The organism is Gracilibacillus ureilyticus (assembly GCF_900111195.1).
GTDB lineage: Bacteria > Bacillota > Bacilli > Bacillales > Amphibacillaceae > Gracilibacillus > Gracilibacillus ureilyticus.
In genome coordinates this window covers 57,855-80,525 of record NZ_FOGL01000017.1, presented here as the reverse complement: position 1 = coordinate 80,525, position 22,671 = coordinate 57,855, and the positions used below count along the sequence as shown (strand labels likewise).

Genomic DNA, 22,671 nt, shown 5'->3' with positions numbered 1-22,671 from the left:
CACTCCTCCTAATTATTTCTGTCTTCTTTATTTCTTTTGGCTTTTTAAAAATTCAATCAGCTTATCTTTCGGCCAGCTGTTCACAACGGTATCTGTCGTCAAGCCGCCTCTCCGTGCTGTTCCGCAGCCAATAGGCATATGTTCCAGCATGCTATAGCTGTGGGCATCTGTATTAATGGCTATTTTCACACCATGTTCCTGAGCAATGGCAACCCATTCAGCGGCAAGATCCAATCGATTAGGATTCGCATTTAATTCGAGAATGGTACCAGTCCGTTTCGCCTGATCGATTAGCCATTTGACATTAACGCGGTAGCCATCCCTTTTTCCTATCAGCCTGCCAGTCGGATGTGCAATCATGTTTACATACGGATTCTCTAATGCAGTTAATAATCGTTGATGAATGAGTTTCTCACTTTGACTAAAACTTGAGTGGATAGAACCAATTACAAAATCGAGTTCCTGCAGAAATTCATCCTCAAAATCTAATGATCCATCTGGTAAAATATCCATTTCTACCCCCCGGAAAATATGAATATCCGGATATTTTTCTCTTGCTTGTTCAATTTCTTTTGCTTGTTTGCGCAATCTTTCTTCATTTAATCCATTGGCAACACGCAAATATTTCGAGTGATCGGTAATTGCAATATAGTCATACCCTTTTTCGATCGCACGTTCCACCATTTCCTCAACAGATTGTGCGCCGTCACTCCAGGTTGTATGCATATGAAGATCGCCTTTAATATCCTCATCCTGTATCACTTGTATATCGTTTTCGGCAAGCTTCAATTCATCTTTACCCTGACGTAATTCTGGCGGGATATAGGCAAGACCGAAACTTTGGAAAAATTGTTCTTCAGTTTCAAATGTTTGTACCTCTCCTGTTTCCACATCTTCCACACCATATTCACTGATCTTTTTCCCCTGCGCTTTGGCCAATTGGCGCATTAGTACATTATGGTCTTTGGAACCTGTAAAATGGTGAAGCGTTGTGGGAAACTCCTGATCTGTAATGATACGAAAATCGATACTGATATCATAGCGATAATTAACTGTAACAGAAACTTTTGTATCGCCTGCTGCTATTGTCTCTACAATACCATCCATTTCAAGCAGCTTTTTCTGCACAGCTTCAGGCTTGTCCGTTGATACGATAAAATCTAAATCCTTGACGGTTTCGCGAAATCTGCGCATACTTCCAGCAATCGAGTAGCGGATGATTTCATCAATGGATTGTAAGTAAGCTTCCACTTTGTCTACAACCGGAAGAACAACCGCTGCAGGGAGACGTTCCGGTCTCTCATTTACTTTATTTAATGCATCCAGAATTTTTTCTTCTGTTTTCTTTCCAAAGCCTTTTAAATCCTGCAGTTGACCGTTTTCACATGCTTTTCTCAAAGTCTGTGCATCGGTAATGTTTAATTCCTGATATAATTTCGCCAATTTTTTACCGCCAAGTCCTTGTACGTGCAGCAGTGGAATGAGTCCTGCTGGTACTTCTTTCTCCAATTGAACGAGTGTCTCTGACTCACCATTTTCAATGTAATCGGTAATGACGGCTGCTGTTCCTTTTCCGACACCTTGTAATTTAGTGAAATCCGTAATCGCTGACAGTGAGCGCTCATCTCTTTCCAAAGCCTGAGCTGCCTTTCTGTAGGCAGATATTTTAAAAGGGTTCTCTCCTTTTAATTCTAAGTAGGTAGCAATTTTCTCAAGTAATTTAATAACATCTTTCTTATTTACTGTCATATTAAATCTCCTTCCTCGCGCAAATACCCTTGCAAATTCCAAAAGGCAAGGGTATATCTTCGTTTATTATCTGTTTTAAACAGTCGGGTCATTCGTAAACCAGATATCTTTCAGTTTCTCTGATAAAACCGGGGTCTGATCAACGATAAAGGTTGCCAGAGAAGAATGATCAAGCCATTCCTGAATTTGTGGAACCGGAGCCAGGGCAATGATATACAATATAACAAAAATAATTAAATAGACCTCAATCAAGCCAAAAATTGCACCAAGCCAGCTGTTCACAATTCCAAGCAGTGGCAGGTTCGCTACGAAATCGAGCATTGTTGCAACGATTTGCAAAATAATTTTTGTAACAAAGAATAGTGCTCCAAATGCAATCGCATTATAATACGCTGCTTCAAGTGGTAACGTATCTAGAAAAATTGCCCACGGAGTGTCTTCGGACAGCTGGGGATATGGAATCCACATTTCCAATTTAGAAGCAATTTCATCATAATAAAGGGCCGCAATGACAAATGCGATAATGAAACTTGTTAAATGGAGAATCTGTAAAATAAACCCTCTTTTCAAACCAACAAAAAAACCAATTACTAAAAAAAACAAAATAGCTAAAGTAACCATGACAATATTATTCCTCTTTCTCCTCCAGAAGACTTTGTAAAGCTTCAAAATCTTCTTTTAATTTTATATAATCATTCATTGTATTAATCGCTGTTAAAACGGCCAAGCTAGTTGTATCCAATGATTTATTAATTTTATGTATTTCCTGCATTTTCTCATCAACTAAATCTGCAATTAACTTAACATGATCTTCGGTCTCTTCGCCTACAATTTTATAAGATCTTCCATATATATTAACGGTAGTCCGTAATTTATCCGGTTGGGTCACCTTGATACCCCCTACAAATTCTTTTCACTTCTCTGATTATACTACTAATATGTGGCATAACCTAGTAAAACCTTAAATTTTATATTAACATGAACAAGCCAAATAGAAAACTATTCTGATAGGTGGAACTCTGCTATACTGTAGAAAGAGACTTTGAAGGAGAGATTTTTTTGTCTAATGTAGTGATTCAATTGAAAAAAAACGATTTATCTGCCGTGAAAGACCACTATGCAGCTTCGATTGTAAATAAACCAAAGAATGCCGTATTTCTGGCAAAAGTAAATGGTACGACTATTACAGCATATGCATCAGGTAAGGTAATGTTTCAGGGACAAAATGCACAAATGGAAGCAAACAAATGGATGGAGCAAGCTGCGACTCCTGTTGCCAAGAAGAAACCGTCAGTGAATGATCACCAATTTTCACCTCCCGGAAATCTTTTCACAAGTTCTCACATCGGTACTGATGAAGCAGGAACCGGTGATTATTTTGGTCCGATTACTGTAAGTGCTGTCTTTGTTCCAGAGGAGAAAATTGATATTTTGAAAAAAATGGGCATTACAGACTCTAAAGCACTAACTGACGAACGGATCCGTTCATTAGCTCAAGAGTTAGTTAAAGCAAAAATACCATACACATTATTAACGATGGATAATGCAAAGTATAATCGATTACAGAATAAAGGCTGGAACCAGGGTAAAATGAAAGCAATGATGCATCACCATGCTATTGAGAAGATCACGGCAAAAATCGGAGCGGAACAGCCTGTTTTGATTGACCAGTTTTGTCAGCCTGCAGTTTATATGAAGTACATTGGAACAGAGAGAAAGAAACTGCATTCTGACACTTACTTCATGACAAAAGCGGAAAGTCACTCCATATCAGTTGCCGCAGCATCCATCATTGCGCGGGCAAAATTTGTTAAGGAAATGGATGTGCTGTCCGCCCGATTTGGAATAACCATACCGAAAGGCGCTTCAGCGAAAGTAGATGAAACAGCTGCATATTTAATTAAGAAAAACGGTATAGAAGCACTGCAAGACGCGGCGAAAATGCATTTTGCCAATACTGATAAAGCAATGAAATACGTGAAATAGAAGGGCTCTCCATGTGGCGGGTTCTTTTTTTACATGGCATCTATTCTTCCTTTTTCAGTTCCATGCTCTTCAAAACACCTCAAAACAAAAAAGAACTGCATCCTTTCTGGATACAGCTCTTCTTCTTCTTCATTATCCTCTTAATTCTGCACCGAATTGCTTCGCTACTTCTGCTAAAATCGCTTGATAAGATGCTTCAACTTCTTCATCTGTCAGTGTTCTTTCCGGATCCTGATAGAACAGGCTGAAAGCAATGGATTTTTTCCCTTCCTCTAAGTGCTCTCCTTGGTATACATCGAATACCTGTATATCTTTTACAAGAGAACCGCCAGCTTCTGCAATCACTGCCAGAACCGCTCCTGCCGGCACTGTTTCATCAACAACGAGCGCGATATCACGGCTAACGCTAGGGAAACGCGGAATCACGGCAAAGCTAGGTTCATTGTGATGAATCTCCAATAGGTAGTCAAAATCAACATCAAAAACATACGTTTCTTTTAAATCATATGCTTTTTGCATTGCCGGGTGTACCTGACCGACAAAACCGATGGCACGGTCACCGGCAAATAGCTGCGCTGTACGACCTGGATGCAATCCGTCAATTTTTGCCTGCTTATAAGTTACGTCAACTTTAAGTGATGCAAATAATGCTTCTAAAATTCCTTTTGCTACAAAGAAATCGACCGGTTTCTTCTCCTGCTGCCAAGGGTGTGTCAGCCACTGACCAGTTAATACACCAGCCAGGCGCAGTTTTTCATCAGGCTGCTTTGAAACCTCCTCTTCACCAGAAACGAAGATACTGCCTATTTCATAATATGCCACATCTGCTTGTTTCCGCGCAAGATTGTAAGCAGCAGAATTCAACATTTCCGGTAAAATGCTGACACGTAAAGTGCTGTGTTCTTCACTCATTGGCATAGCTAAAGAGACGGTTGATACAATGGTATCTTTCACTTCTGGACTAACCAGCTGGCCAGATCGCTCTTTGCTAGTCAAAGAGTAAGTGACAGTCTCAGACAGCCCTGCACCTTCCAGGAAACGCTTGACATGTCGCTTTAACGCCTGATTTTTCGTTAATCCGCCTGCCTGTGAACCCCCTTGTGGAAGGGTAAATGGTAAATTGTCATAACCGTGAATACGGGCAACTTCTTCCACCATATCTTCAAAGATGACGATATCCTGGCGTCTGGTTGGCGCTGAAACAATAAAGGTCTCTCCATCCTGTTTGAAGTTGAAATGTAATTTTCTTAAAATATCGGCAATCTCTTCATCCGAAATCGATGTACCTAAACGATCGTTAATCGTTGATGTCCAAATCGTTACTTCTTTTTCTGAATAATCAAGCTGGTCATGTTCCACAACACCTGATAACACAGTGGCCCCCGCATATTCACTTAATAATTGGCAAGCACGAACCCCTGCTTCACGGACACGATTCGGGTCGACACCTTTTTCAAAGCGGTTGGATGCTTCACTTCTCAAATCGAAAGCTTTCGATGCTTTTCGCACTGTCTGTCCATCAAAATAAGCTGCTTCTAGAAGAACATTTGTCGTTGTATCAGAAACTTCTGAGTCTGCCCCACCCATTACACCGGCAAGTGCGACAGGCTCTTTACCATTCGTAATGACTAAATGCTCTGCAGTTAAAGTACGTTCAACGTCATCTAATGTAACGATTTTCTCTCCTTCATCCGCCATCCGGACAACCACTTCATTCGAGCCGAACTTGTCATAATCAAATGCATGCAATGGCTGACCATATTCCAGCAATACATAGTTGGTAATATCGACAACATTGTTAATCGGGCGAATCCCTGCAGCCATTAGATAATTTCGCATCCATAATGGGGATGGGCCGATCTTGACATCTTTCACAATAAACGCCCCATAATATGGGTTCACGTCCTGCGCCTCCACACGAACAGTGACATGATCTTCTGCCACGTCATCTGCAGATCTTAAAGAGGTTTGAGGCAACCGGATCGGCACATCTAATATTGCAGCAACTTCATAAGCAACACCTAACATACTTAATGCATCAGAACGGTTTGGTGTTAAACCAAGCTCAATGATAATATCATCCAGATTCAATAATTCTGTTACATCCGCACCAGCTTCTGTATCCTCAGGGAAAACAAAAATTCCACTCGCATACTCTTTTGGAACATACTTTTCTTCTACACCCAATTCCTGTAATGAACAAATCATACCGTTCGATTCCACACCACGCAGTTTTGCACGTTTAATTTTAAAATTCCCCGGTAAAACTGCACCCGGCTTTGCTACAGCAACTTTTTGTCCCTGCGCAATATTTGGTGCACCACATATAATTTGCAGCGTTTCTTCCCCAACGTTAACTTGGCATAAATTTAATTTGTCCGCATTCGGGTGTTTTTCGCAGCTTTCCACATAACCAACAACCACATTCGTGCTCGCCTGGGCAAAACGTTCTATTCCTTCTACCTCTATCCCGGACTTCGTAATACGCTCAGCCAATTCTTCCGGTGATAGCTGGTCAATATCCACATAATTTTTTAACCAATTTAATGAAACAAACATTCTTACACTCCTCCTTATGCTTTATGGTATTGTTTTAAAAATCTTAAATCATTCGTATAGAAATGACGGATATCATCAACACCATATTTCAACATTGCAATTCGCTCAGGGCCCATACCGAAGGCAAAACCACTGTAAACTTTTGGATCGTAACCCGCCATTTCCAACACTCTCGGGTGAACCATTCCTGCACCTAGAATTTCGATCCAGCCGGTTCGTTTACATACACTGCAGCCTTTTCCGTTACACATTTTACAAGAGATATCCATCTCTACAGATGGCTCTGTAAACGGGAAGAAGCTTGGACGCAAACGAATTTCCCGATCTTCACCAAACATATGCTTCGCAAATCGGTCGAGTACTCCTTTTAAATCACTCATGCGAACATTTTTGTCAACGTAAAGCCCTTCTATTTGAGTAAACTGATGCGAGTGTGTTGCATCATCTGTATCACGACGGTATACCTTTCCAGGGCAGATCATTTTAACAGGCTGTTTATTTTCCATTGCATTCATTGTCCGTGCCTGAACAGGTGAGGTGTGAGTACGCAGTAACAGGTCTTCTGTGATATAAAAAGAGTCCTGCATATCACGTGCCGGGTGGCCTTTTGGCAGATTTAATGCCTCGAAGTTGAAATAATCTGTTTCTACTTCCGGACCTTCCCTTATCTCAAATCCTAACCCGATAAATAGATCTTCAATCTCCTCCACAATACTTGTCAGTAAGTGTGGTCCTCCTACTGCAACAGGCCTGCCAGGCAATGTTACATCAATCTGTTCTTCTTCAAGCTGTTTCTCTAGCTGTTCTGCTTCTATTCCTGCTTTCTTCTCATCAATCGCTGCAGCAATATTCCCTCTCACCTTGTTGGCAAGTTCACCTATTACCGGACGTTCCTCTGCCGATAATTTTCCCATACCACGTAAAACTTCTGTGATCGGACCTTTTTTTCCTAAGTAAGCAACTCTCACACCCTGGAGTTCCTGTAAGCTGGAAGCTGTTTCAACTTTTGCTAATGCTTCTGATTCTAATGCTTGTAACTGTTCTTTCATCAGTTATTACCCTCCTTTTAAATAACTAAAAAAGCCTCATCCCAATAAAAGGGACGAGACTTGTATGTATCGCGGTACCACCCTTGTTGATACAGCTTTTTGCTGTACCCACTCGGTTTTTGATAACGGAAAAAATCCGGAACACCTTTACTCTTTAGGAAAAAGAGGTCCAAGTGCCAGCTCCAGAGTGAAATTCAACAGGTGATCGCCAGAAGCACTTTCAGTCAGTGGTGCTCCTTCCCTGGAAAACGATTTTTCCCTATCTACTAGCTCTTTCTCAGCTTTATATTATGGTTTACTTCATATAGTATAATGAAAGGAACAAAATGTTGCAAGTCCTATTAAAATTATTATACTCCATTCCCTGTGACGTAATACATTAAAATAGCTGCAGCAATACTTACATTAAGTGACTCTGCTTTTCCAAAGATCGGAATTAATACATTTTGTTCTGCTTTTTCCATCAGTTCCGCAGAAACTCCTGAACCTTCATTACCGACAATGATTGCAACTTTCTCCGGGACCTGCATTTCATGATAAGGACTCGCTTTTTCTAATCCTGTTGACCATACTGTTACACCATCTGCCATTAAACGGTCCATCTCCGTCTCAAGATCTGCTTCTAGTATATTTAGATGAAATAATGATCCCTGAGTTGCCCTGATTACTTTTTCGTTATATAAATCAACAGTTCCTTTACCCAGCATTACTGTGTCAAAACCGGCTGCATCCGCTGTACGGATCATTGTACCAACGTTACCAGGATCCTGAACATTGTCGATTAACAGTGCTTTCTTTACAGGCAACCTGGAAAATTGCTTCTTTTTCACAACAGCAGCAATCCCCTGAGGTGTTCTCGTATCAGTTATTGCTGCCATCACATTGTCTGAAACTGCGACAGGATCATATGAAGACAGTTCCCGAACATCCACCTTTTCATCTTCATAAATAATCTCTGCAATCTCCCAATCACTTTTGTGTGCTTCTTCTATTAGATGATACCCCTCAATTAGAAATTCACCTTTTATATCGCGTTCCTTTTTCTGCTTAAGTTTTCGCCATTCTTTCACTTTTTCATTCTTTACTGATGTAATCATACTCTTCATCCTCATTCATTAGTTAGTTTTATCATACATATTTTTGCATAAACTGGTCAAACTATAATGAAAAAAATATGTTACGAGGTGAAAAGGGATGGATTTAAACTTACGTAAAGCAATCAAATCAAATATTAACGGAAATTCAGCAAATGACCTGGAAGCAACGATCGTTGACGCCATTCAAAGCGGAGAAGAGAAGATGCTTCCAGGACTGGGAGTATTATTTGAAATCTACTGGGAAAATGCAACAGAGCAAGATAAGCAGGAAGTCCTGGATGCGCTGGAAAAAGCTGTTCAATAAGTCATAAAAGCATTGCATGTTTGAGGGGAACATTGTATATTAATACTATAAGAATAATGATTTTTTATAGTAGGTAATACTTCCTATATTTGATCGAACCGATAAACAGGAGGAACTTCACCTTGAATATACAATATATCCAACAAGCACTGCAAATGCAGGCAATGTCCAACTTAACAAATAGCCAGGCAATAAGCACATCCACCGGGTTCGGGTCCATTTTCCAGGAACTGATGATGTCTATGGGCCAATCCACCAGTTATGCATCTAACCAGGCTATTCCAGCTTCATACTTTTTACAGTCACCAGGTACTGCACCTGTCATGAACATTACTAATAAATCCGGCATATCTTCCGCAGCAAAGAGTACTGCTGGCAGTGATATAGCCTCAATTATTAAAGAGGCTGCACAACGGTTTAAGGTTGATGAAAAATTGATAGATGCGGTTATCCAGACAGAGTCAGGTTATAATCAGCAGGCTGTCAGTCATGCTGGTGCACAGGGATTAATGCAGCTGATGCCTGCAACTGCTGCCGGCCTTGGTGTAGACAATGCCTTTGATGCAAAACAAAATATTTTTGGCGGTACAAAATATTTAGCGCAAATGCTGGAAAAGTATAATGGTAATAAAACATTAGCTCTGGCCGCATATAATGCAGGACCGGGAAATGTCGATAAATATGATGGCATCCCACCATTCAAGGAAACACAAAACTATGTACAAAAAGTATTAGGCAGTTACTTAGCATAAAAAGCGACAGAATAGATTCTGTCGCTTTTTCTAATTATTTATATTTTCCTAGTAACTTTAGATTGTCGATTGCATTTTGAACAGTTTCCACTGCCTGATCTACTTCAGACTGTGACATTTCATCGATATTCCGTTCAACCTTTTGAACAACTCTGTCCAATTTTTTACGGAGACCATAAGCATACCTGTGGTCCGTTACTTTATCTTTTGCTTCTTTCAAAACTGCTAATAATGTTGACTGATCAACAGGTAAGCGCAATGTTTCGTAATATGTCTGGATTTCTTCATCTGACAATGTCATATTATTATAGACTAGCACTTCATCGATCAACCCTTTATACGGAGTATCCCAGTAATTCACACCAAGACTGAAGACACCATCCAATGTAGTAAACACATCTGGAAAACCAGTCAGACTATTTTGCAATTCACCATTAATATAAATCGCTAAATCTCCTTTTTCTGCTGAAAAAGCGACATGACTCCATTCATTCACTGCAAGTGGGGTATTCGTTACTCCGTCGAACCAATTGGTTCCAGACCATAATAAAGCATTGTCATCACTGTCTGTACCATTTGGAACAAAACTTATCCAGCTTTCACTGTTTTTCGCACCAAAGAATGTCGTCGTATAATCTGTTAGTACTTCTGGTTTCAGCCAGAAGGAAACGGTATAGCTGTCACTTGTAATTAAACCATCATCAAGCCTTATTCCTGATTCACCGTCAAACTTAGCAGCAAAGCCGGACTTCCCTTGTTCATATGTGATCGTTCCGCCTTCTGCACCGATAATATTACCTGTTACTTCTCCTGCATCTGCACGTTTGCTTGTATCTGTTAAGTCCTGTTCAAATTGGTAATGGGCAGTTAGTCCACGGAATGTTTCAGGAAGTATGGTTACTTCAAATGTCTTGGAATTTGTAGCATCTCCTTTTGTGACGGTTGCAGTCAAGGTAATAACTTTTGCTTCCTCACCATATTTTGGGCGGCTAATTATCCCACTGTTTGTTACTGCATCTTGATCAGAAGATTCCCAGCTTATGATTGTCCCTTCTTCGCCATTTTCCGGTAAGAAAAGATTTCTGGTAATATTGGAAGTATCACCTAAGGTTAAGTTTTCTGTGACAATATCCACTATTTCCTGATCTGTATAATCGATGTCTTCAAACTGACTTCCCCATATTGACAGTCCATTATCACCAACAGCTGTAAAAGTGATCGTATAACTAGAAGACATTGGATCCCATTGCTGAACTGCCACGCCTTCATAAGTATTGTCACCGATCTGCACTGTTACATAATTATCATCACTCAGCTGCCATGATCCAGTCACGTCTCCTGTAATCGTTCCATCCTCGCGCAATTCTATTTGAACTGAATGATCTAATTCCGCCGTAATCTCTGATCGGAAATTGATAAATTTATAATTACCTGCAACCTCTTCTTCATTAATGCTTGTCAATGTTTCCCCTGTATAACGGAAAGGAGCAACAACAGGCCAGCCATCTTTATTCATAAAAATAGAATGAACCCGTACTTCATGCTGTTCACCGCGCTCTGGAAAACGTGTATGGAAAATAAGGAACTGTTCACCAGTTTCGTCATCATAATATACGGAATTATGTCCAGGTGAAACATACCCTGCTGCTTCCCCTTCTTCACCAAAGAAAGTGTCAAATAAATGATTTCCTATTAATTTGGTCCCTGTAGGAGCAATAGATTCATCGTCAAAAACTGTCCCTTCAGCACCTTTTGTATCGATCATCTGGTTTCCTTGAATGTCTACATATGGACCATCCGGATTTTTTGAACGTGCTACACGTACATTATATCCGCCAACCGCATCCAATCCACCGTAAGATAAATATAAGTAATAATAATCTGTCTCTTCATTATAAACCATATATGGTGCTTCAATTCTGCTGTGATTACCACCTAGCAGTTTTGTCCCATAACCTTGACCTTCTACAGGAAAGCCTGTTTCAGGATCTAATTCCAAAATGAAAATCCCCCCGGAATAAGAGCCGTAAACCATCCATAACTTGCCATCCTCATCATAAAATACATCCGGATCCACCACATTTGGATGAACGGTTGCGTCATATACATCCGGGTAGTGAGCCTCATCATATGGAGTACCGTCAATTACTGCTGATTCCTCCAATGTCATACCTGAACGTAAGATTAAGCCTAAATCTTCATAAGGTCCCTCCGGATGATCACTTACCGCGATACCCATTGCTGATCGTGGCGAGCTTCCTTCACAGGCATTATAATACATATAATACTTGCCATCCTCTTTAAGCTGGATCACATCAGGCGCCCATAACGTCTCTGTTTGTGCCCATGTTAAAGCCTCTTCCAGCTCCACCGTTACATCATTAAACAGAGAGTTTTCCGGTGTAACACCATCTCCTTCGATTTGCGTCCAATTAAGCAGGTCCTCTGTTTTCGCTGCAGCTAAATGCGATCCAAATATATAGTACGTATCTTCCGCTCGAATCACTGATGGATCATGTACGGAAACATTGGAAAACACAGGTTGCTCTTCAGTTGCTGCGCTTACATTTACACCTCCAGCAAAAACCATTAGAAAAGCGAGAAAAACTAAAAACTTCTTCATACAACTACCTCCACACTACTATTCTTATACGTATACATTTAAGCGTTTTCATTACAACTAAAGCGAAAGAAGTTGTTCATGGCAGTTAAGTGAAGCTGTCGAAAGCTAACGATAACTAACATTATAGTTATCATAACTTTATAAATGAAAACTAAATATACGTATAAGTTAACTATACTTTACAATAGAATACTCGTAATCACAAGTTACTTTTTTACTAATTTTCTTATAGTTAATAGGAATTATTAAAGCTTTTCATTTAAAATGATTAATACTGTAATAAAATAAAGAAAGCCTGCAACGGTAAACCTCGTTGCAAGCTTAACATTTATATTAATTAAATGTAATGTCTGTTACTGTATCATTATCCAAATCTTTTATGACCTCAACAAGCAAGCGAACCGCATTCTCAAAATCATCACGGTGTAATATTGCTGCATGTGTATGAATATATCTTGTTGCAACTGTAATCGATAATGCAGGAACTCCATTTGCTGTCACATGAATAGAACCAGAGTCAGTCCCACCACCAGCCATTGTCGCATATTGATATGGAATGCTATGTGTATCAGCTGTTTTCACTACAAAATCACGCAGCCCTTTATGTGATACCATTGATGCGTCATACAGGATGATTTGCGGTCCTTCCCCAATTTTGCTGTCAGCTTCTTTTGCAGAAATTCCAGGTGTATCTCCTGCAATTCCGACATCAACAGCAAATCCGATATCCGGTTGAATTGTATGGGTTGCTGTTTTCGCACCACGAAGTCCGACTTCTTCCTGCGCGGTCGCCACACCGTAGACAATATTGGGATGGTTTTCCCCTTTTAGCCTTTTCAAAACTTCTATGGCAATGGCACAGCCAATCCGGTTATCCCAGGCTTTTGCCAAGAGCAGCTTCTCATTCTTCATTTGAGTAAATTCAAAATAAGGAACGATTGAATCACCTGGCAGTACACCAAATTCTTCTGCTTCCTCTCTGCTTGTCGCTCCAATGTCAATAAACATATCTTTAATTTCAACAGGCTTCTTGCGAGCTTCAGCTGATAAAATATGTGGTGGTTTCGAACCGATGATTCCTGTAATATCACCTTTTCTTGTCATAATGGTTACCCGTTGTGCCAGCATAACCTGGCTCCACCAGCCGCCGACTGTCTGAAAATATACAAAGCCTTTCTCATCGATCCTTGTTACCATAAATCCGACTTCATCTAAATGACCTGCAATCATAATTTTCGGACCATTTTCTTCTCCCGTTTTTTCTGCGATCAAACTCCCTAGATTGTCAGTATATACTCTGTCAGCATATGGAGTAATCCATTTTTCCATAACTTCCCGTGCTTCTTTTTCATTTCCGGGAATCGCTCTTGCATCTGTTAACTCCTTTAGCATTGTTAACATTTCATCCATGTGAAAACCTCCTGTTTTAGTATCCAGAGTTTTGTCTTTCAAAGTTAATCTTATTTTTCTCCAAATAGGCATCTTTTATATCTTCTGCTGTAAATCCTAAATTATCACCTAATTGCAGATATGTATAAAACAGTTTATCAAATGCTGCCTTCGTACGTTCATTTTTTAAAACGGTGACAGCTTCATACACATAAAGGAAAAGGTCTGTGGTATCAGCAGTTGGTACTGCAGCTTCTCCGTCATAATCCTCCATCCCTAAAACCAGGCCAATCGACAAAATAAAGTGAATTCCATCAACATATTCCTCCAGGATGACTTCTTTTTGGCTTGCTGGTTTAAGACTCCAATATTTGAAGCACCGTGTTTCATTTGCAAGTTCCCCAACCTCTACTAAAAGTGCGAGAATCTTCTGTTCAAAAAGCTCTTCGTTTTTCAAATGATGCTGTTCTAGGATATAATGGTCTAAGTCCTGTTGCATATGAAATAATGTTTGCCAGTTCATTTTGCACCCCTTTTCTGACGAACTAACCATATTATAGCATGTTTTTTTATTTTTTTTGAAACCTTTGCCTTTGCTCATTCGTATAAAAATGATATAAAGACACTTGCCGTGCTTACAATAAAGGAGTGAACCGGATATGATCGTGCTGTTATTTCGATTGCTTGTACTTATCGCTATTATTGTGTTAATTTATACCGCCTTTAAATATTTAGTTAATCCTAAGCGGAAATTGGAAGTGGCACAGGAAAAAAAGGAGTTTTTCTTCCTTGATACAAATGACAATATTAAGAAAAATTTCTTTGTAACATACCATGGATTTCTGTTTGAAGGGGAAAAATATTTAGGAACAACCGAAGATTCATTTGAGGTAACACATATTGTCATGCATACACATAACCCTGAAAAATTAAAGGGTTTTGAACGTAAAGACCTTTATTTTTTAGAAGAGGAAATTCTTATGCGTTACCCTCATGCTGAAATAGAGTGGAAACATCCGGTAAATCGCCTACATCTTAGCTAATGAGAAGTAGGCGAGAAAAATGTCTGCCATTTAATAATGGTCTGGCGCCGGCGGAATATATATGTAAGGATAAGTATTGCCACACAAAACAGAATCATATATATTGCAGAGAGATTTTGCAATGTCTGACCGAATGTCGTATAGACAACCGTTAACGGTGTGATAGTGACAAAAGTTGTACGCATATATGCGGAAAAACTTTCCGATATCTCAAGAATACAAAATGACAAGAGATGAAAATGCATAAATGGTAATAATCTTAATAAACAAATTTGCCAGATCGTCAATTCCGTTGTCTGGCCAAGCCATTTTTGTTCAAGAGAACGGCATTTATCATACAGCTTAGGTACGGAGCGCATCAGTACATAAAAGACGGCACTTGATAACATCAGACCAATGACAGAATAAATGGTGCCTGCCAGTACGCCGAACAATATGCCGCCACTGATACACAACAATAATACTGGTATGAAAATCAGAGGCCGCAATAAATGGATTAAAATAAATATAAATGGCGCAATGTAGAGGTACCCTTCGATTACTTTTATCTCTGTTAGCCAGTCTAGATGCATTATGGATCAACTCCTTCTGCAGTTAGCTTATGACAAGAGACGAGCTGTTATGACAGAAAGTAGAAATACCAGATTAGCAGTCCAATATCAACAAGTGTTAGAAGCGGCAGTAATATACGAAAACTCGTATGTTTTGTTTTATGCCGGAAATAGTTCATTCCTGCTGTAGCACCAAAGGCACCGCCAATGATTGCAACAAGCCAGATTCTGCTTTCAGCTATCCGCCATTTTTGTTTCCTCGCTTTTCTTTTATCAATGCCCATCAGCAAAAACCCAATGATATTTATAATAATTAAATAAATAGTTAACAGCATCATACCCATACTCTCCTGTTCCTGGCATTCCTGTGCCATTCCATACTCTCTTCATGTAAAGAAAAGGATTGCCCCATCAATACTGATGACACAATCCTTTTAACTGTCTAATTCTATATTTAGTACCGAAACTAAGCATCCCGATAAATGTAACCGCTGATCAATGAAGGTTAAAAATCTTCACTGGTCAAAAGTCACTTATTTTAAAGCTGCTTTCGCCTGGTCAGCTAAGCTTGCAAATGCTTTTTCATCATTTACAGCTAAGTCAGCTAGCATTTTACGGTTTACTTCAATACCAGCTAATTTTAAACCGTGCATGAAACGGCTGTAAGATAGGTCATTCAAACGAGCTGCCGCATTAATACGTGCGATCCACAATTTACGGAAATCACGTTTTTTCTGACGACGGTCACGATAAGCATATTGACCTGATTTAATAACTTGTTGTTTTGCTGTTTTAAATAGCGAGTGCTTCGCACCATAATAACCTTTAGCTAGCTTTAATATACGTTTACGACGTTTACGCGTAACTGTTCCACCTTTAACACGTGGCATAATAATTCCCTCCTATATATATCAACGATTCTAAGATTGTAATTTTTAAGTTGATCCCGCTCATAGCGGCCACTTTCGCTTTTCTTGTCTAGCTCGAAGTGGCCACTTTCGCTTTTCTTACTTATTTAGGTAACATTTGTTTGATACGTTTGTAATCCCCTGCAGAAACGATTGCAGCTTTACGTAATTTACGTTTTTGCTTTTGAGACTTGTTAGCAAACAAGTGACTTGTATATGCATGGGAACGTTTTACCTTCCCAGAACCTGTCTTTTTGAATCGTTTTGCAGTACCGCTGTGTGTTTTCATCTTTGGCATAATAGTTCCTCCTTGTAAAACTAAATTGTTAGCATTATTTCTTCTCTGTAGCCGGTGCAAGCATTAAGAACATGCTGCGTCCTTCCATTTTAGGCTTTTGTTCAACTGTGGAAAGATCTTTGCATTCTTCTGCCATACGTTCTAATACTTTCTGACCTAATTCTTTATGGGTAATCGCACGTCCGCGGAAGCGAATAGAGACCTTCACCTTGTCTCCCTTTTCGAGGAATTTACGTGCATTCCGAAGTTTTGTATTGAAATCATGTTCTTCAATCCCAGGACTCAATCTTACTTCTTTCACGTTAATTATTTTCTGTTTCTTCCGTGCTTCCTTATCTTTCTTCTGCTGCTCAAAACGGAATTTACCATAATCCATAATACGGCATACTGGCGGTTTTGCATTTGGTGCCACCAATACAAGATCAAGGTTTCTGGTTTGAGCAATTTCTAAAGCTTCTTGACGAGATTTAACTCCTAATTGATCCCCATTAGAATCAATGAGACGAACCTCACGTGCTCGAATACTCTCATTGACATTCATATCTTTGCTAATAATCAGCCACCTCCGAAATTTAATAAAAGCGTAATGAAACATGATCATTATATGAGACAAGTCTATCAACTAAAAAATGTCTATTCACATTTTTTGCTCCATAAAAAAAGTGTCGGTACGCATACGGCACCCACACATCCTTGATTTCATTACAAATAACATCGGATAAATACCTGTTAACTACTACTGATGTGTCAATCAGGTGAGAAGCGGGTGCTTCTACTTGTCTTTGAGATCATATTTAATTCACTCTTAGTATCTTAACACGCACCCGTTATATTGTCAACCTTAATATCTACCGAGCAGGATGAAAGTCTTTGATCGGCTCCAATATTGATTCTATTTCATTAAGCATATTCTCTGTCAGTTCTATTTCAACTGCTTTCACATTCTCTTCAATTTGATCAGGACGACTCGCACCAATTATTGCTGAACTTACATTTGGCTGTCTTAGGATCCATGCGAGAGCTAATTGGGATAACTTCATGCCATGGTCAAGGGCAAAATCATTTAAGCGAGATACAGTCATTAACACCCGCTCATCAAAATAACTGTTAATCACCATATTCGTGCAGTCATTGGCAGCTCTGCTGTTAGCTGGGATGTCTGTATTCGGTTTATATTTCCCTGTTAATACACCTTGAGCAAGTGGTGAGAAAACAATTTGGCCAAGCCCATTTTGTTCGGATACAGCAATTACTTCTTCTTCAATATAACGCTCAATCATATTGTAAATTGGCTGATTGGAGATTAGTGGATGAAGGCGCCATTCCTTCGCAAATCCTGCCGCTTTTTCGATTTGCGCCCCTGTCCACTCACTGACACCAGCATAAAGAATTTTGCCTTGTTTAACTAAATCATCTAATGCTAACAGAGTTTCTTCCACAGGGACATTTTCATCAAACCGGTGACATTGGTACAGATCAATGTAATCCATTCCTAACCGTTTCAGACTCGCATCACATTGTTCAATAATGTGCTTTCTGGAAAGGCCGCTGTCATTAGGACCTGCTCCCATCGGGAAAAACACTTTCGTAGCAACTACAAGGCTGCTTCTGTCATACGATTTTAAAGCTTTGCCGAGAACTTTTTCCGCCTGCCCGCCTTCATAGGCGTTTGCCGTATCAAAAAAGTTAATGCCAAGCTCATATGCTTTATGTATACATGCTTCTGCTGTCTGGTCCTCTACTGCTTTCCCGTATGTTAACCAGCTGCCAAGTGCGATCTCACTTACTTTTAATCCACTGTTACCAAGATATCGATATTCCATTATTTCTCCCTCCTTAACCTTATACTCATCATAAACGCTTTCAACAAGTTTTTCACTTAATTTGACCGATTAATAGAAAAAGACTCCTCACCAATTTTGGCTGGAGCCTTATTTCAATCATTGCTGTTCTCCGGATTCCGTTTCACCACTTTGTTCTTCTAATGGATTGATCCCTCTTTCAAGAAAATCTTCAAGTGCCTGTCTATTCATTGCTTCATCTATCTCCAATACCTCACCAGCATGGCTATGGGTGACAGGCCAGTAGGAATTCGGTAATTCAACTGGTATTCGCAATGTTTCAATTTCTTTAGGTGTATCGGTTAAGAAGGATACCGCATATCTGCCAATATCAGTTTCTGACATATTTGTGTTTACATACGGAATTAACGTTCCGACAACTTTAGGTATTTTAATAATACTTGAGAATGAAAGTAGTTCATCCTTCAACACACTCATTACTTGCTGCTGTCGCCTTACCCGGCCAAAATCACTTTCTCCGTCATGGCGGAAGCGTGCATAACCGAGTAATTCTTCTCCAGTCAGGTTTTGAACACCTGGCTCGAGGTCAATCCGTAAACCGCCAGCATTGTCAGTATAATTCATCTGTTTTTCCACATCGATTTCTATTCCGTCTGGCGCAATCGTATCAACAATATGTGCAAATCCTTCAAAATTTACAATCGCATAGTTGTGAATATCTATATCAAAGTTCTCTTTGATGGTTTTTCTTAAAAGTTCTGGTCCACCGTTTGCATAAGCAACATTTATTTTATTATACCCATAGTCCGGGATATTGACATAAGTGTCCCGCATAATAGAAACTAACTTCGCCCTGTCGTTGTCGGCATCGTATTGCGCGATCATAATAGTATCGGTACGTGATATTCCATATTCATCTGAATCTTCACCAAGCAATAGTACGTTTACTTTACCGTCAACTGGTTCGGAAGCCTCAAAGTCGTTTGCATATTCTTCCATTTCCTGATCTCGTTCAGGATTATTTATCTTGTCCTCTGCGGCTTTTTTCCCCTCCCAGTATTGAAAAACCGAGTATGCAACTGCTACCGCAAATAATAACAGGATGACAAAAAGAAACAACTTTCGCTTACGCTTCTTTTTTCGTTTTCTTTTGATTATTACTCTTTTGCCTTCAGCCATGTTTTTCCCTCTCTCTACGAATAACACTTAATCAAACTTACACAAAAAATAATCAAATGTAAACAAGAAATGATAAAAATCTTCAAAAAATTACCCTATAACTTTATAGTAACAAAATAATAACTCCCTATCCATGTAAAGTATAGGGAGTTATTACTACTTTTTATTAATTTCTAAGAGATCTTTCCTGAATTTCAGTTTGAATTAGCTGTTTGAAATCACTGAAATTAATGGTTTCTGAATCTTTTTCTCCATAGCGGCGGACATTGACAGCTTCCGCTTCGACTTCCTTGTCACCGACAACTAGTGCAAACGGGATTTTTTCAGTCTGTGCTTCCCTGATTTTGTAACCAATTTTCTCATCACGTTCGTCAAGTTCCACACGAACACCAGCAAAACGCAATGCCTCTTCTACTTTTTTCGCATAGTCTAAATGCACTTCATTGGAAACTGGAATAATTCTTGCCTGTACTGGTGCTAACCATGTTGGAAAAGCACCTTTATATTCTTCTAGTAAGAAAGCGACAAATCGTTCCATCGTTGATACAACCCCGCGGTGGATAACGACAGGTCTGTGCTCTTTTCCATCTTCACCAATGTATGTTAAGTCAAAACGCTCAGGTAGTAAAAAGTCAAGTTGAACAGTAGATAATGTCTCATCTTTCCCTAGTGCCGTTTTTACCTGAACATCCAATTTCGGACCATAGAATGCTGCTTCTCCTTCGGCTTCCACATATTCCAGATTTAAGTCTTCCATTGTTTCTTTCAGCATTCCCTGGGCTTTTTCCCACATTTCGTCATTGTCGATATACTTCTCCGTATCTTGAGGATCACGATAAGATAAACGGAAGTAATAATCTTCAATACCGAAATCTTTGTATACGTTTTGCACAAGTTCTACTACTCGGCTGAATTCATCTTTTAACTGATCAGGACGGGCAAAAATATGTGCATCATTTAACGTCATTCCGCGGACACGCTGCAGTCCTGCAAGTGCTCCGGACATTTCATGACGGTGCATTGTTCCTAATTCCGCAATACGGATAGGTAATTCACGATAACTGTGCAGTTCATTTTTATATACCATCATATGGTGTGGGCAGTTCATTGGACGTAAGATAAGATCCTCATTGTCCATTTCCATTGGCGGGAAAATATCGTCCTGATAGTGATCCCAGTGTCCACTAGTTTTATACAATTCCACACTGCCAAGAACTGGTGTATAAACATGGTTGTAGCCTAACCGTTCTTCTAAATCGACAATATATCGTTCAATCGTTCTTCTTATCGTAGCACCTTTTGGCAGCCATAGCGGCAAACCTTGACCGACTTTTTGGGAAATAGTAAAAATACCTAGTTCTTTTCCAAGTTTACGGTGGTCACGTTCTTTCGCTTCCTCGCGCAGACGTAAATATTCATCAAGCTGACCTTGTTTTTCAAAAGCTGTACCATAAATTCGCTGCAGCATTTTATTTTTGCTGTCCCCACGCCAGTATGCCCCTGAAATACTTAATAGTTTAAAAATTTTGATTTTACTTGTTTGTGGCACATGAACACCGCGACAAAGGTCAAAAAATTCACCCTGCTCGTATATTGTTACTGTCTCATCTTCCGGAATAGCTTCCAGCAATTCAAGCTTCAGTTCATCACCGATTTCTTCAAACATTGCTTTCGCTTCCTCACGGCTAACTTCTTTACGGACAACTTCCAGGTTTTCATCGACGATTCGTTTCATTTCTTTTTCAATACGCGGAAGGTCTTCCGGTGTTAAACTTTCTTCCATATCAATATCATAATAAAAACCATTTTCAATTGTTGGGCCAACTCCCAATTTCACATCTTTAAACAGACGTTTTATTGCCTGTGCCATTAAGTGTGCAGTTGAATGACGAAGGACATCCAATCCTTCTTCATTTTTTAATGTAACAATTTCTATTGAACCATCCTGTTCAAGTGGTGTTCGTAAATCATAAAAAACACCATTAAGCTTTATAGCTACTGCTTGCTTTTTTAGCCCTGGCGAGATTGATTGTGCAATCTGTTCACCAGTAGTTCCCTGATCAAAAGGTTTAACAGATCCATCCGGAAAAGTTATTTGAATTTGACTCATTGTAGAAAACGCTCCTTCTTTTTCGATTGTACTAAAAAACGCCCATCCCTCTACTCCAGTAGTAAAGGGACGAGCGTTGTTATACCCGTGGTTCCACCCAATTTTCCATAACACTGTATGGCTCAATCTAATCGGTAACGATGATGAATCGCTGCTCACTATTAACGTAAAAGTTTTCATAAGCAGAGTTCAGAGGTGGTAACAAAATGGCGGTGTAACAGAAAGCTTTCAGCCAAGGCTCCCCTCTCTTATAGATACCCGTACAAAATGTCTTGTCCTCTTCATAACAATAAATATTGATCTATGCGCTATATTATAACCACACTTTTCGAAAAAATCAAGAGCCTTTTTCTTCTTCAGCTGGAAAAGGGAATTCTGCCGTTGGAAAAAAAGTGCAGTGTTCCTGGAAGATATTAATCACTGTTGTCATTCTTGGTTCTGTTGGATCATCTCCGAACAAATATACATGATTAGGTGCAAGCATAATCAGCGGGGAAATATTCCACTCTTCTTCCTGTAAGGCAAAAATATAAAGCGGAAACCTGCTCATCAACTCTTCGAGATCTGTTTCTGTATATTGGCTGCCATCCTCCCGAAAAAAATAATACTGCTCACCTTCCAACACATAGATGACATCAATTTCCGGTTCCTTTCTGGCAATAAATTCTCTGACAGAATGGATAAATGACTGATAATCTTCCTCTCTTTTGAATTCATCAATTGCTAATCCTACAAGTTCTGACAGTTGTTCTATATAATGATGGAACCTGAAGTGAACAATCGAATCAAATCGAATTAAACCTTTTTCCATGTGAAGCATAAAGATTGTCTGTAAAATATCATGTAACTCATGCTGATGGATGCGGTGCTCATAAATGTCTTCATCTTTTTCAATTAATGACATTGCCAAGCTCGTTATTCTTTCAATCTCTTCCGCATTCGTAAACCGGTATGTTTTTTCCAGAATGGTTTGAATCGCCGGGATTTCTCTATGTTTTATATAAATATTACTTAGTAATTGCGATAACTTCTGTTTGCAATTCTCCCAATCCAACTCATCCTCTGGTACAATATGGATCGTATGAATATCACCACGTCTTCGGAAAGCTTTCCAATCCGAGCAACTTTCTCTTAGTATTTGATAAAATGATTCCGCTTCATGCACTCTCTCAAAATACACTTCTAACAATTCTCATCACCCTCATCAGCATCAAACTGGTATATTATATGGGTGAAAAAGTGAAAAAATAACCAGAGAAATCGATTAACAAA

The 22,671-nt window shown here is 39.4% G+C and carries 22 protein-coding genes and 2 other annotated features; of the genes, 4 read left to right on the top strand and 18 right to left on the bottom strand.

Annotation, left to right across the window (positions count from 1 at the left end):
• Nucleotides 1-27: 27 nt before the first annotated feature.
• From polX to zapA, 3 genes are all read right to left on the bottom strand, one after another.
• Nucleotides 28-1,749: a DNA polymerase/3'-5' exonuclease PolX gene (polX, locus tag BMW36_RS15525; RefSeq protein ID WP_089742760.1), complete on the bottom strand. Its 1,722-nt coding sequence runs from the start codon at nt 1,747-1,749 to the stop codon at nt 28-30.
• 75 nt (nt 1,750-1,824) lie between these two features.
• Nucleotides 1,825-2,370, bottom strand: a complete 546-nt coding sequence (locus BMW36_RS15520; protein ID WP_089742758.1) for a CvpA family protein — start codon at nt 2,368-2,370, stop codon at nt 1,825-1,827.
• A 7-nt stretch (nt 2,371-2,377) separates the two neighbouring features.
• Nucleotides 2,378-2,638: a cell division protein ZapA gene (zapA, locus tag BMW36_RS15515; RefSeq protein ID WP_089742756.1), complete on the bottom strand. Its 261-nt coding sequence runs from the start codon at nt 2,636-2,638 to the stop codon at nt 2,378-2,380.
• Between the two features lie 170 nt (nt 2,639-2,808).
• Between zapA and rnhC the strand changes: the two genes are divergently transcribed.
• Nucleotides 2,809-3,735, top strand: coding sequence for a ribonuclease HIII (rnhC, locus tag BMW36_RS15510; RefSeq protein ID WP_089742754.1), 927 nt, complete (start codon nt 2,809-2,811; stop codon nt 3,733-3,735).
• 132 nt (nt 3,736-3,867) lie between these two features.
• Here rnhC and pheT read toward each other — a convergent pair whose 3' ends face one another.
• The 3 genes from pheT to BMW36_RS15495 form a co-directional block, all read right to left on the bottom strand.
• Nucleotides 3,868-6,294, bottom strand: coding sequence for a phenylalanine--tRNA ligase subunit beta (gene pheT / locus BMW36_RS15505; RefSeq protein ID WP_089742752.1), 2,427 nt, complete (start codon nt 6,292-6,294; stop codon nt 3,868-3,870).
• A 14-nt stretch (nt 6,295-6,308) separates the two neighbouring features.
• Nucleotides 6,309-7,343 carry a phenylalanine--tRNA ligase subunit alpha gene (gene pheS / locus BMW36_RS15500; protein WP_089742751.1) on the bottom strand — a complete coding sequence of 345 codons (1,035 nt, stop codon included), beginning with the start codon at nt 7,341-7,343 and terminating at the stop codon, nt 6,309-6,311.
• A 46-nt stretch (nt 7,344-7,389) separates the two neighbouring features.
• Nucleotides 7,390-7,631 (bottom strand) — a binding site (T-box leader).
• A 62-nt stretch (nt 7,632-7,693) separates the two neighbouring features.
• Nucleotides 7,694-8,440 carry a TrmH family RNA methyltransferase gene (locus BMW36_RS15495; RefSeq protein WP_089742749.1) on the bottom strand — a complete coding sequence of 249 codons (747 nt, stop codon included), beginning with the start codon at nt 8,438-8,440 and terminating at the stop codon, nt 7,694-7,696.
• Nucleotides 8,441-8,537: 97 nt separating this feature from the next.
• On the opposite strand from BMW36_RS15495, the gene sspI reads away from it, so the two are divergent.
• Nucleotides 8,538-8,744: a small acid-soluble spore protein SspI gene (sspI, locus tag BMW36_RS15490; protein ID WP_089742747.1), complete on the top strand. Its 207-nt coding sequence runs from the start codon at nt 8,538-8,540 to the stop codon at nt 8,742-8,744.
• Nucleotides 8,745-8,866: 122 nt separating this feature from the next.
• The gene (locus BMW36_RS15485; protein WP_245711713.1) at nt 8,867-9,496 is read left to right on the top strand and encodes a lytic transglycosylase domain-containing protein; all 630 of its coding nucleotides are present in this window, start codon (nt 8,867-8,869) and stop codon (nt 9,494-9,496) included.
• A gap of 34 nt (nt 9,497-9,530) precedes the next feature.
• On the opposite strand, the gene BMW36_RS15480 is transcribed toward BMW36_RS15485, so the two are convergent.
• The 3 genes from BMW36_RS15480 to BMW36_RS15470 form a co-directional block, all read right to left on the bottom strand.
• Entirely contained in the window at nt 9,531-12,119 is a 2,589-nt protein-coding gene (locus BMW36_RS15480) for a family 43 glycosylhydrolase (RefSeq protein WP_089742745.1), read from the bottom strand.
• Nucleotides 12,120-12,452: 333 nt separating this feature from the next.
• Nucleotides 12,453-13,529 (bottom strand): M42 family metallopeptidase, encoded by a 1,077-nt coding sequence (locus BMW36_RS15475; protein ID WP_089742743.1) that lies wholly within the window; start codon nt 13,527-13,529, stop codon nt 12,453-12,455.
• 16 nt (nt 13,530-13,545) lie between these two features.
• Entirely contained in the window at nt 13,546-14,031 is a 486-nt protein-coding gene (locus tag BMW36_RS15470) for a dUTP diphosphatase (protein ID WP_089742741.1), read from the bottom strand.
• Between the two features lie 136 nt (nt 14,032-14,167).
• Here BMW36_RS15470 and BMW36_RS15465 point away from each other — a divergent pair, with 136 nt between their 5' ends.
• On the top strand, nt 14,168-14,551 hold the full coding sequence (locus tag BMW36_RS15465) for a sigma-w pathway protein ysdB (protein WP_089742739.1): 384 nt from the start codon (nt 14,168-14,170) through the stop codon (nt 14,549-14,551).
• Here the strand turns inward: BMW36_RS15465 and BMW36_RS15460 are convergent.
• The 9 genes from BMW36_RS15460 to ytxC form a co-directional block, all read right to left on the bottom strand.
• Nucleotides 14,548-15,123, bottom strand: a complete 576-nt coding sequence (locus tag BMW36_RS15460; protein WP_245711712.1) for a TVP38/TMEM64 family protein — start codon at nt 15,121-15,123, stop codon at nt 14,548-14,550. The two genes, BMW36_RS15465 and BMW36_RS15460, sit on opposite strands and share 4 nt — an antisense overlap.
• A gap of 47 nt (nt 15,124-15,170) precedes the next feature.
• On the bottom strand, nt 15,171-15,476 hold the full coding sequence (locus tag BMW36_RS15455; RefSeq protein ID WP_425431954.1) for a DUF1294 domain-containing protein: 306 nt from the start codon (nt 15,474-15,476) through the stop codon (nt 15,171-15,173).
• Between the two features lie 159 nt (nt 15,477-15,635).
• A complete protein-coding gene (gene rplT, locus BMW36_RS15450) occupies nt 15,636-15,992 on the bottom strand; it encodes a 50S ribosomal protein L20 (protein ID WP_089742735.1) in 357 nt (118 codons plus the stop codon).
• A gap of 121 nt (nt 15,993-16,113) precedes the next feature.
• Nucleotides 16,114-16,308, bottom strand: a complete 195-nt coding sequence (gene rpmI, locus BMW36_RS15445; protein ID WP_089742733.1) for a 50S ribosomal protein L35 — start codon at nt 16,306-16,308, stop codon at nt 16,114-16,116.
• A 34-nt stretch (nt 16,309-16,342) separates the two neighbouring features.
• The gene (gene infC, locus BMW36_RS15440; RefSeq protein WP_139180330.1) at nt 16,343-16,849 is read right to left on the bottom strand and encodes a translation initiation factor IF-3; all 507 of its coding nucleotides are present in this window, start codon (nt 16,847-16,849) and stop codon (nt 16,343-16,345) included.
• A 109-nt stretch (nt 16,850-16,958) separates the two neighbouring features.
• Nucleotides 16,959-17,092, bottom strand: a sequence feature (ribosomal protein L20 leader region).
• 64 nt (nt 17,093-17,156) lie between these two features.
• Complete coding sequence (locus BMW36_RS15435; protein WP_089742732.1) at nt 17,157-18,131, bottom strand: aldo/keto reductase family protein; 975 nt, start codon at nt 18,129-18,131, stop codon at nt 17,157-17,159.
• A gap of 117 nt (nt 18,132-18,248) precedes the next feature.
• Entirely contained in the window at nt 18,249-19,289 is a 1,041-nt protein-coding gene (locus BMW36_RS15430; RefSeq protein ID WP_089742730.1) for an LCP family protein, read from the bottom strand.
• A 166-nt stretch (nt 19,290-19,455) separates the two neighbouring features.
• Nucleotides 19,456-21,399 carry a threonine--tRNA ligase gene (gene thrS / locus BMW36_RS15425; RefSeq protein WP_089742728.1) on the bottom strand — a complete coding sequence of 648 codons (1,944 nt, stop codon included), beginning with the start codon at nt 21,397-21,399 and terminating at the stop codon, nt 19,456-19,458.
• 337 nt (nt 21,400-21,736) lie between these two features.
• Nucleotides 21,737-22,579, bottom strand: coding sequence for a putative sporulation protein YtxC (gene ytxC, locus BMW36_RS15420; protein ID WP_245711714.1), 843 nt, complete (start codon nt 22,577-22,579; stop codon nt 21,737-21,739).
• Nucleotides 22,580-22,671 lie beyond the last annotated feature (92 nt).

Excerpts from the sequence above, each read along its gene's own strand:
- pheS (WP_089742751.1), bottom strand. The coding sequence starts at position 7,343 with ATGAAAGAACAGTTACAAGCATTAGAATCAGAAGCATTAGCAAAAGTT.
- BMW36_RS15520 (WP_089742758.1), bottom strand. The coding sequence starts at position 2,370 with ATGGTTACTTTAGCTATTTTGTTTTTTTTAGTAATTGGTTTTTTTGTT.
- BMW36_RS15470 (WP_089742741.1), bottom strand. The coding sequence starts at position 14,031 with ATGAACTGGCAAACATTATTTCATATGCAACAGGACTTAGACCATTAT.
- rpmI (WP_089742733.1), bottom strand. The coding sequence starts at position 16,308 with ATGCCAAAGATGAAAACACACAGCGGTACTGCAAAACGATTCAAAAAG.
- rplT (WP_089742735.1), bottom strand. The coding sequence starts at position 15,992 with ATGCCACGTGTTAAAGGTGGAACAGTTACGCGTAAACGTCGTAAACGT.
- polX (WP_089742760.1), bottom strand. The coding sequence starts at position 1,749 with ATGACAGTAAATAAGAAAGATGTTATTAAATTACTTGAGAAAATTGCT.
- pheT (WP_089742752.1), bottom strand. The coding sequence starts at position 6,294 with ATGTTTGTTTCATTAAATTGGTTAAAAAATTATGTGGATATTGACCAG.
- thrS (WP_089742728.1), bottom strand. The coding sequence starts at position 21,399 with ATGAGTCAAATTCAAATAACTTTTCCGGATGGATCTGTTAAACCTTTT.
- BMW36_RS15455 (WP_425431954.1), bottom strand. The coding sequence starts at position 15,476 with ATGGCACAGGAATGCCAGGAACAGGAGAGTATGGGTATGATGCTGTTA.
- BMW36_RS15435 (WP_089742732.1), bottom strand. The coding sequence starts at position 18,131 with ATGGAATATCGATATCTTGGTAACAGTGGATTAAAAGTAAGTGAGATC.
- BMW36_RS15430 (WP_089742730.1), bottom strand. The coding sequence starts at position 19,289 with ATGGCTGAAGGCAAAAGAGTAATAATCAAAAGAAAACGAAAAAAGAAG.
- infC (WP_139180330.1), bottom strand. The coding sequence starts at position 16,849 with ATGAATGTCAATGAGAGTATTCGAGCACGTGAGGTTCGTCTCATTGAT.
- BMW36_RS15475 (WP_089742743.1), bottom strand. The coding sequence starts at position 13,529 with ATGGATGAAATGTTAACAATGCTAAAGGAGTTAACAGATGCAAGAGCG.
- sspI (WP_089742747.1), top strand. The coding sequence starts at position 8,538 with ATGGATTTAAACTTACGTAAAGCAATCAAATCAAATATTAACGGAAAT.
- BMW36_RS15495 (WP_089742749.1), bottom strand. The coding sequence starts at position 8,440 with ATGATTACATCAGTAAAGAATGAAAAAGTGAAAGAATGGCGAAAACTT.
- BMW36_RS15460 (WP_245711712.1), bottom strand. The coding sequence starts at position 15,123 with ATGCATCTAGACTGGCTAACAGAGATAAAAGTAATCGAAGGGTACCTC.
- BMW36_RS15480 (WP_089742745.1), bottom strand. The coding sequence starts at position 12,119 with ATGAAGAAGTTTTTAGTTTTTCTCGCTTTTCTAATGGTTTTTGCTGGA.
- BMW36_RS15465 (WP_089742739.1), top strand. The coding sequence starts at position 14,168 with ATGATCGTGCTGTTATTTCGATTGCTTGTACTTATCGCTATTATTGTG.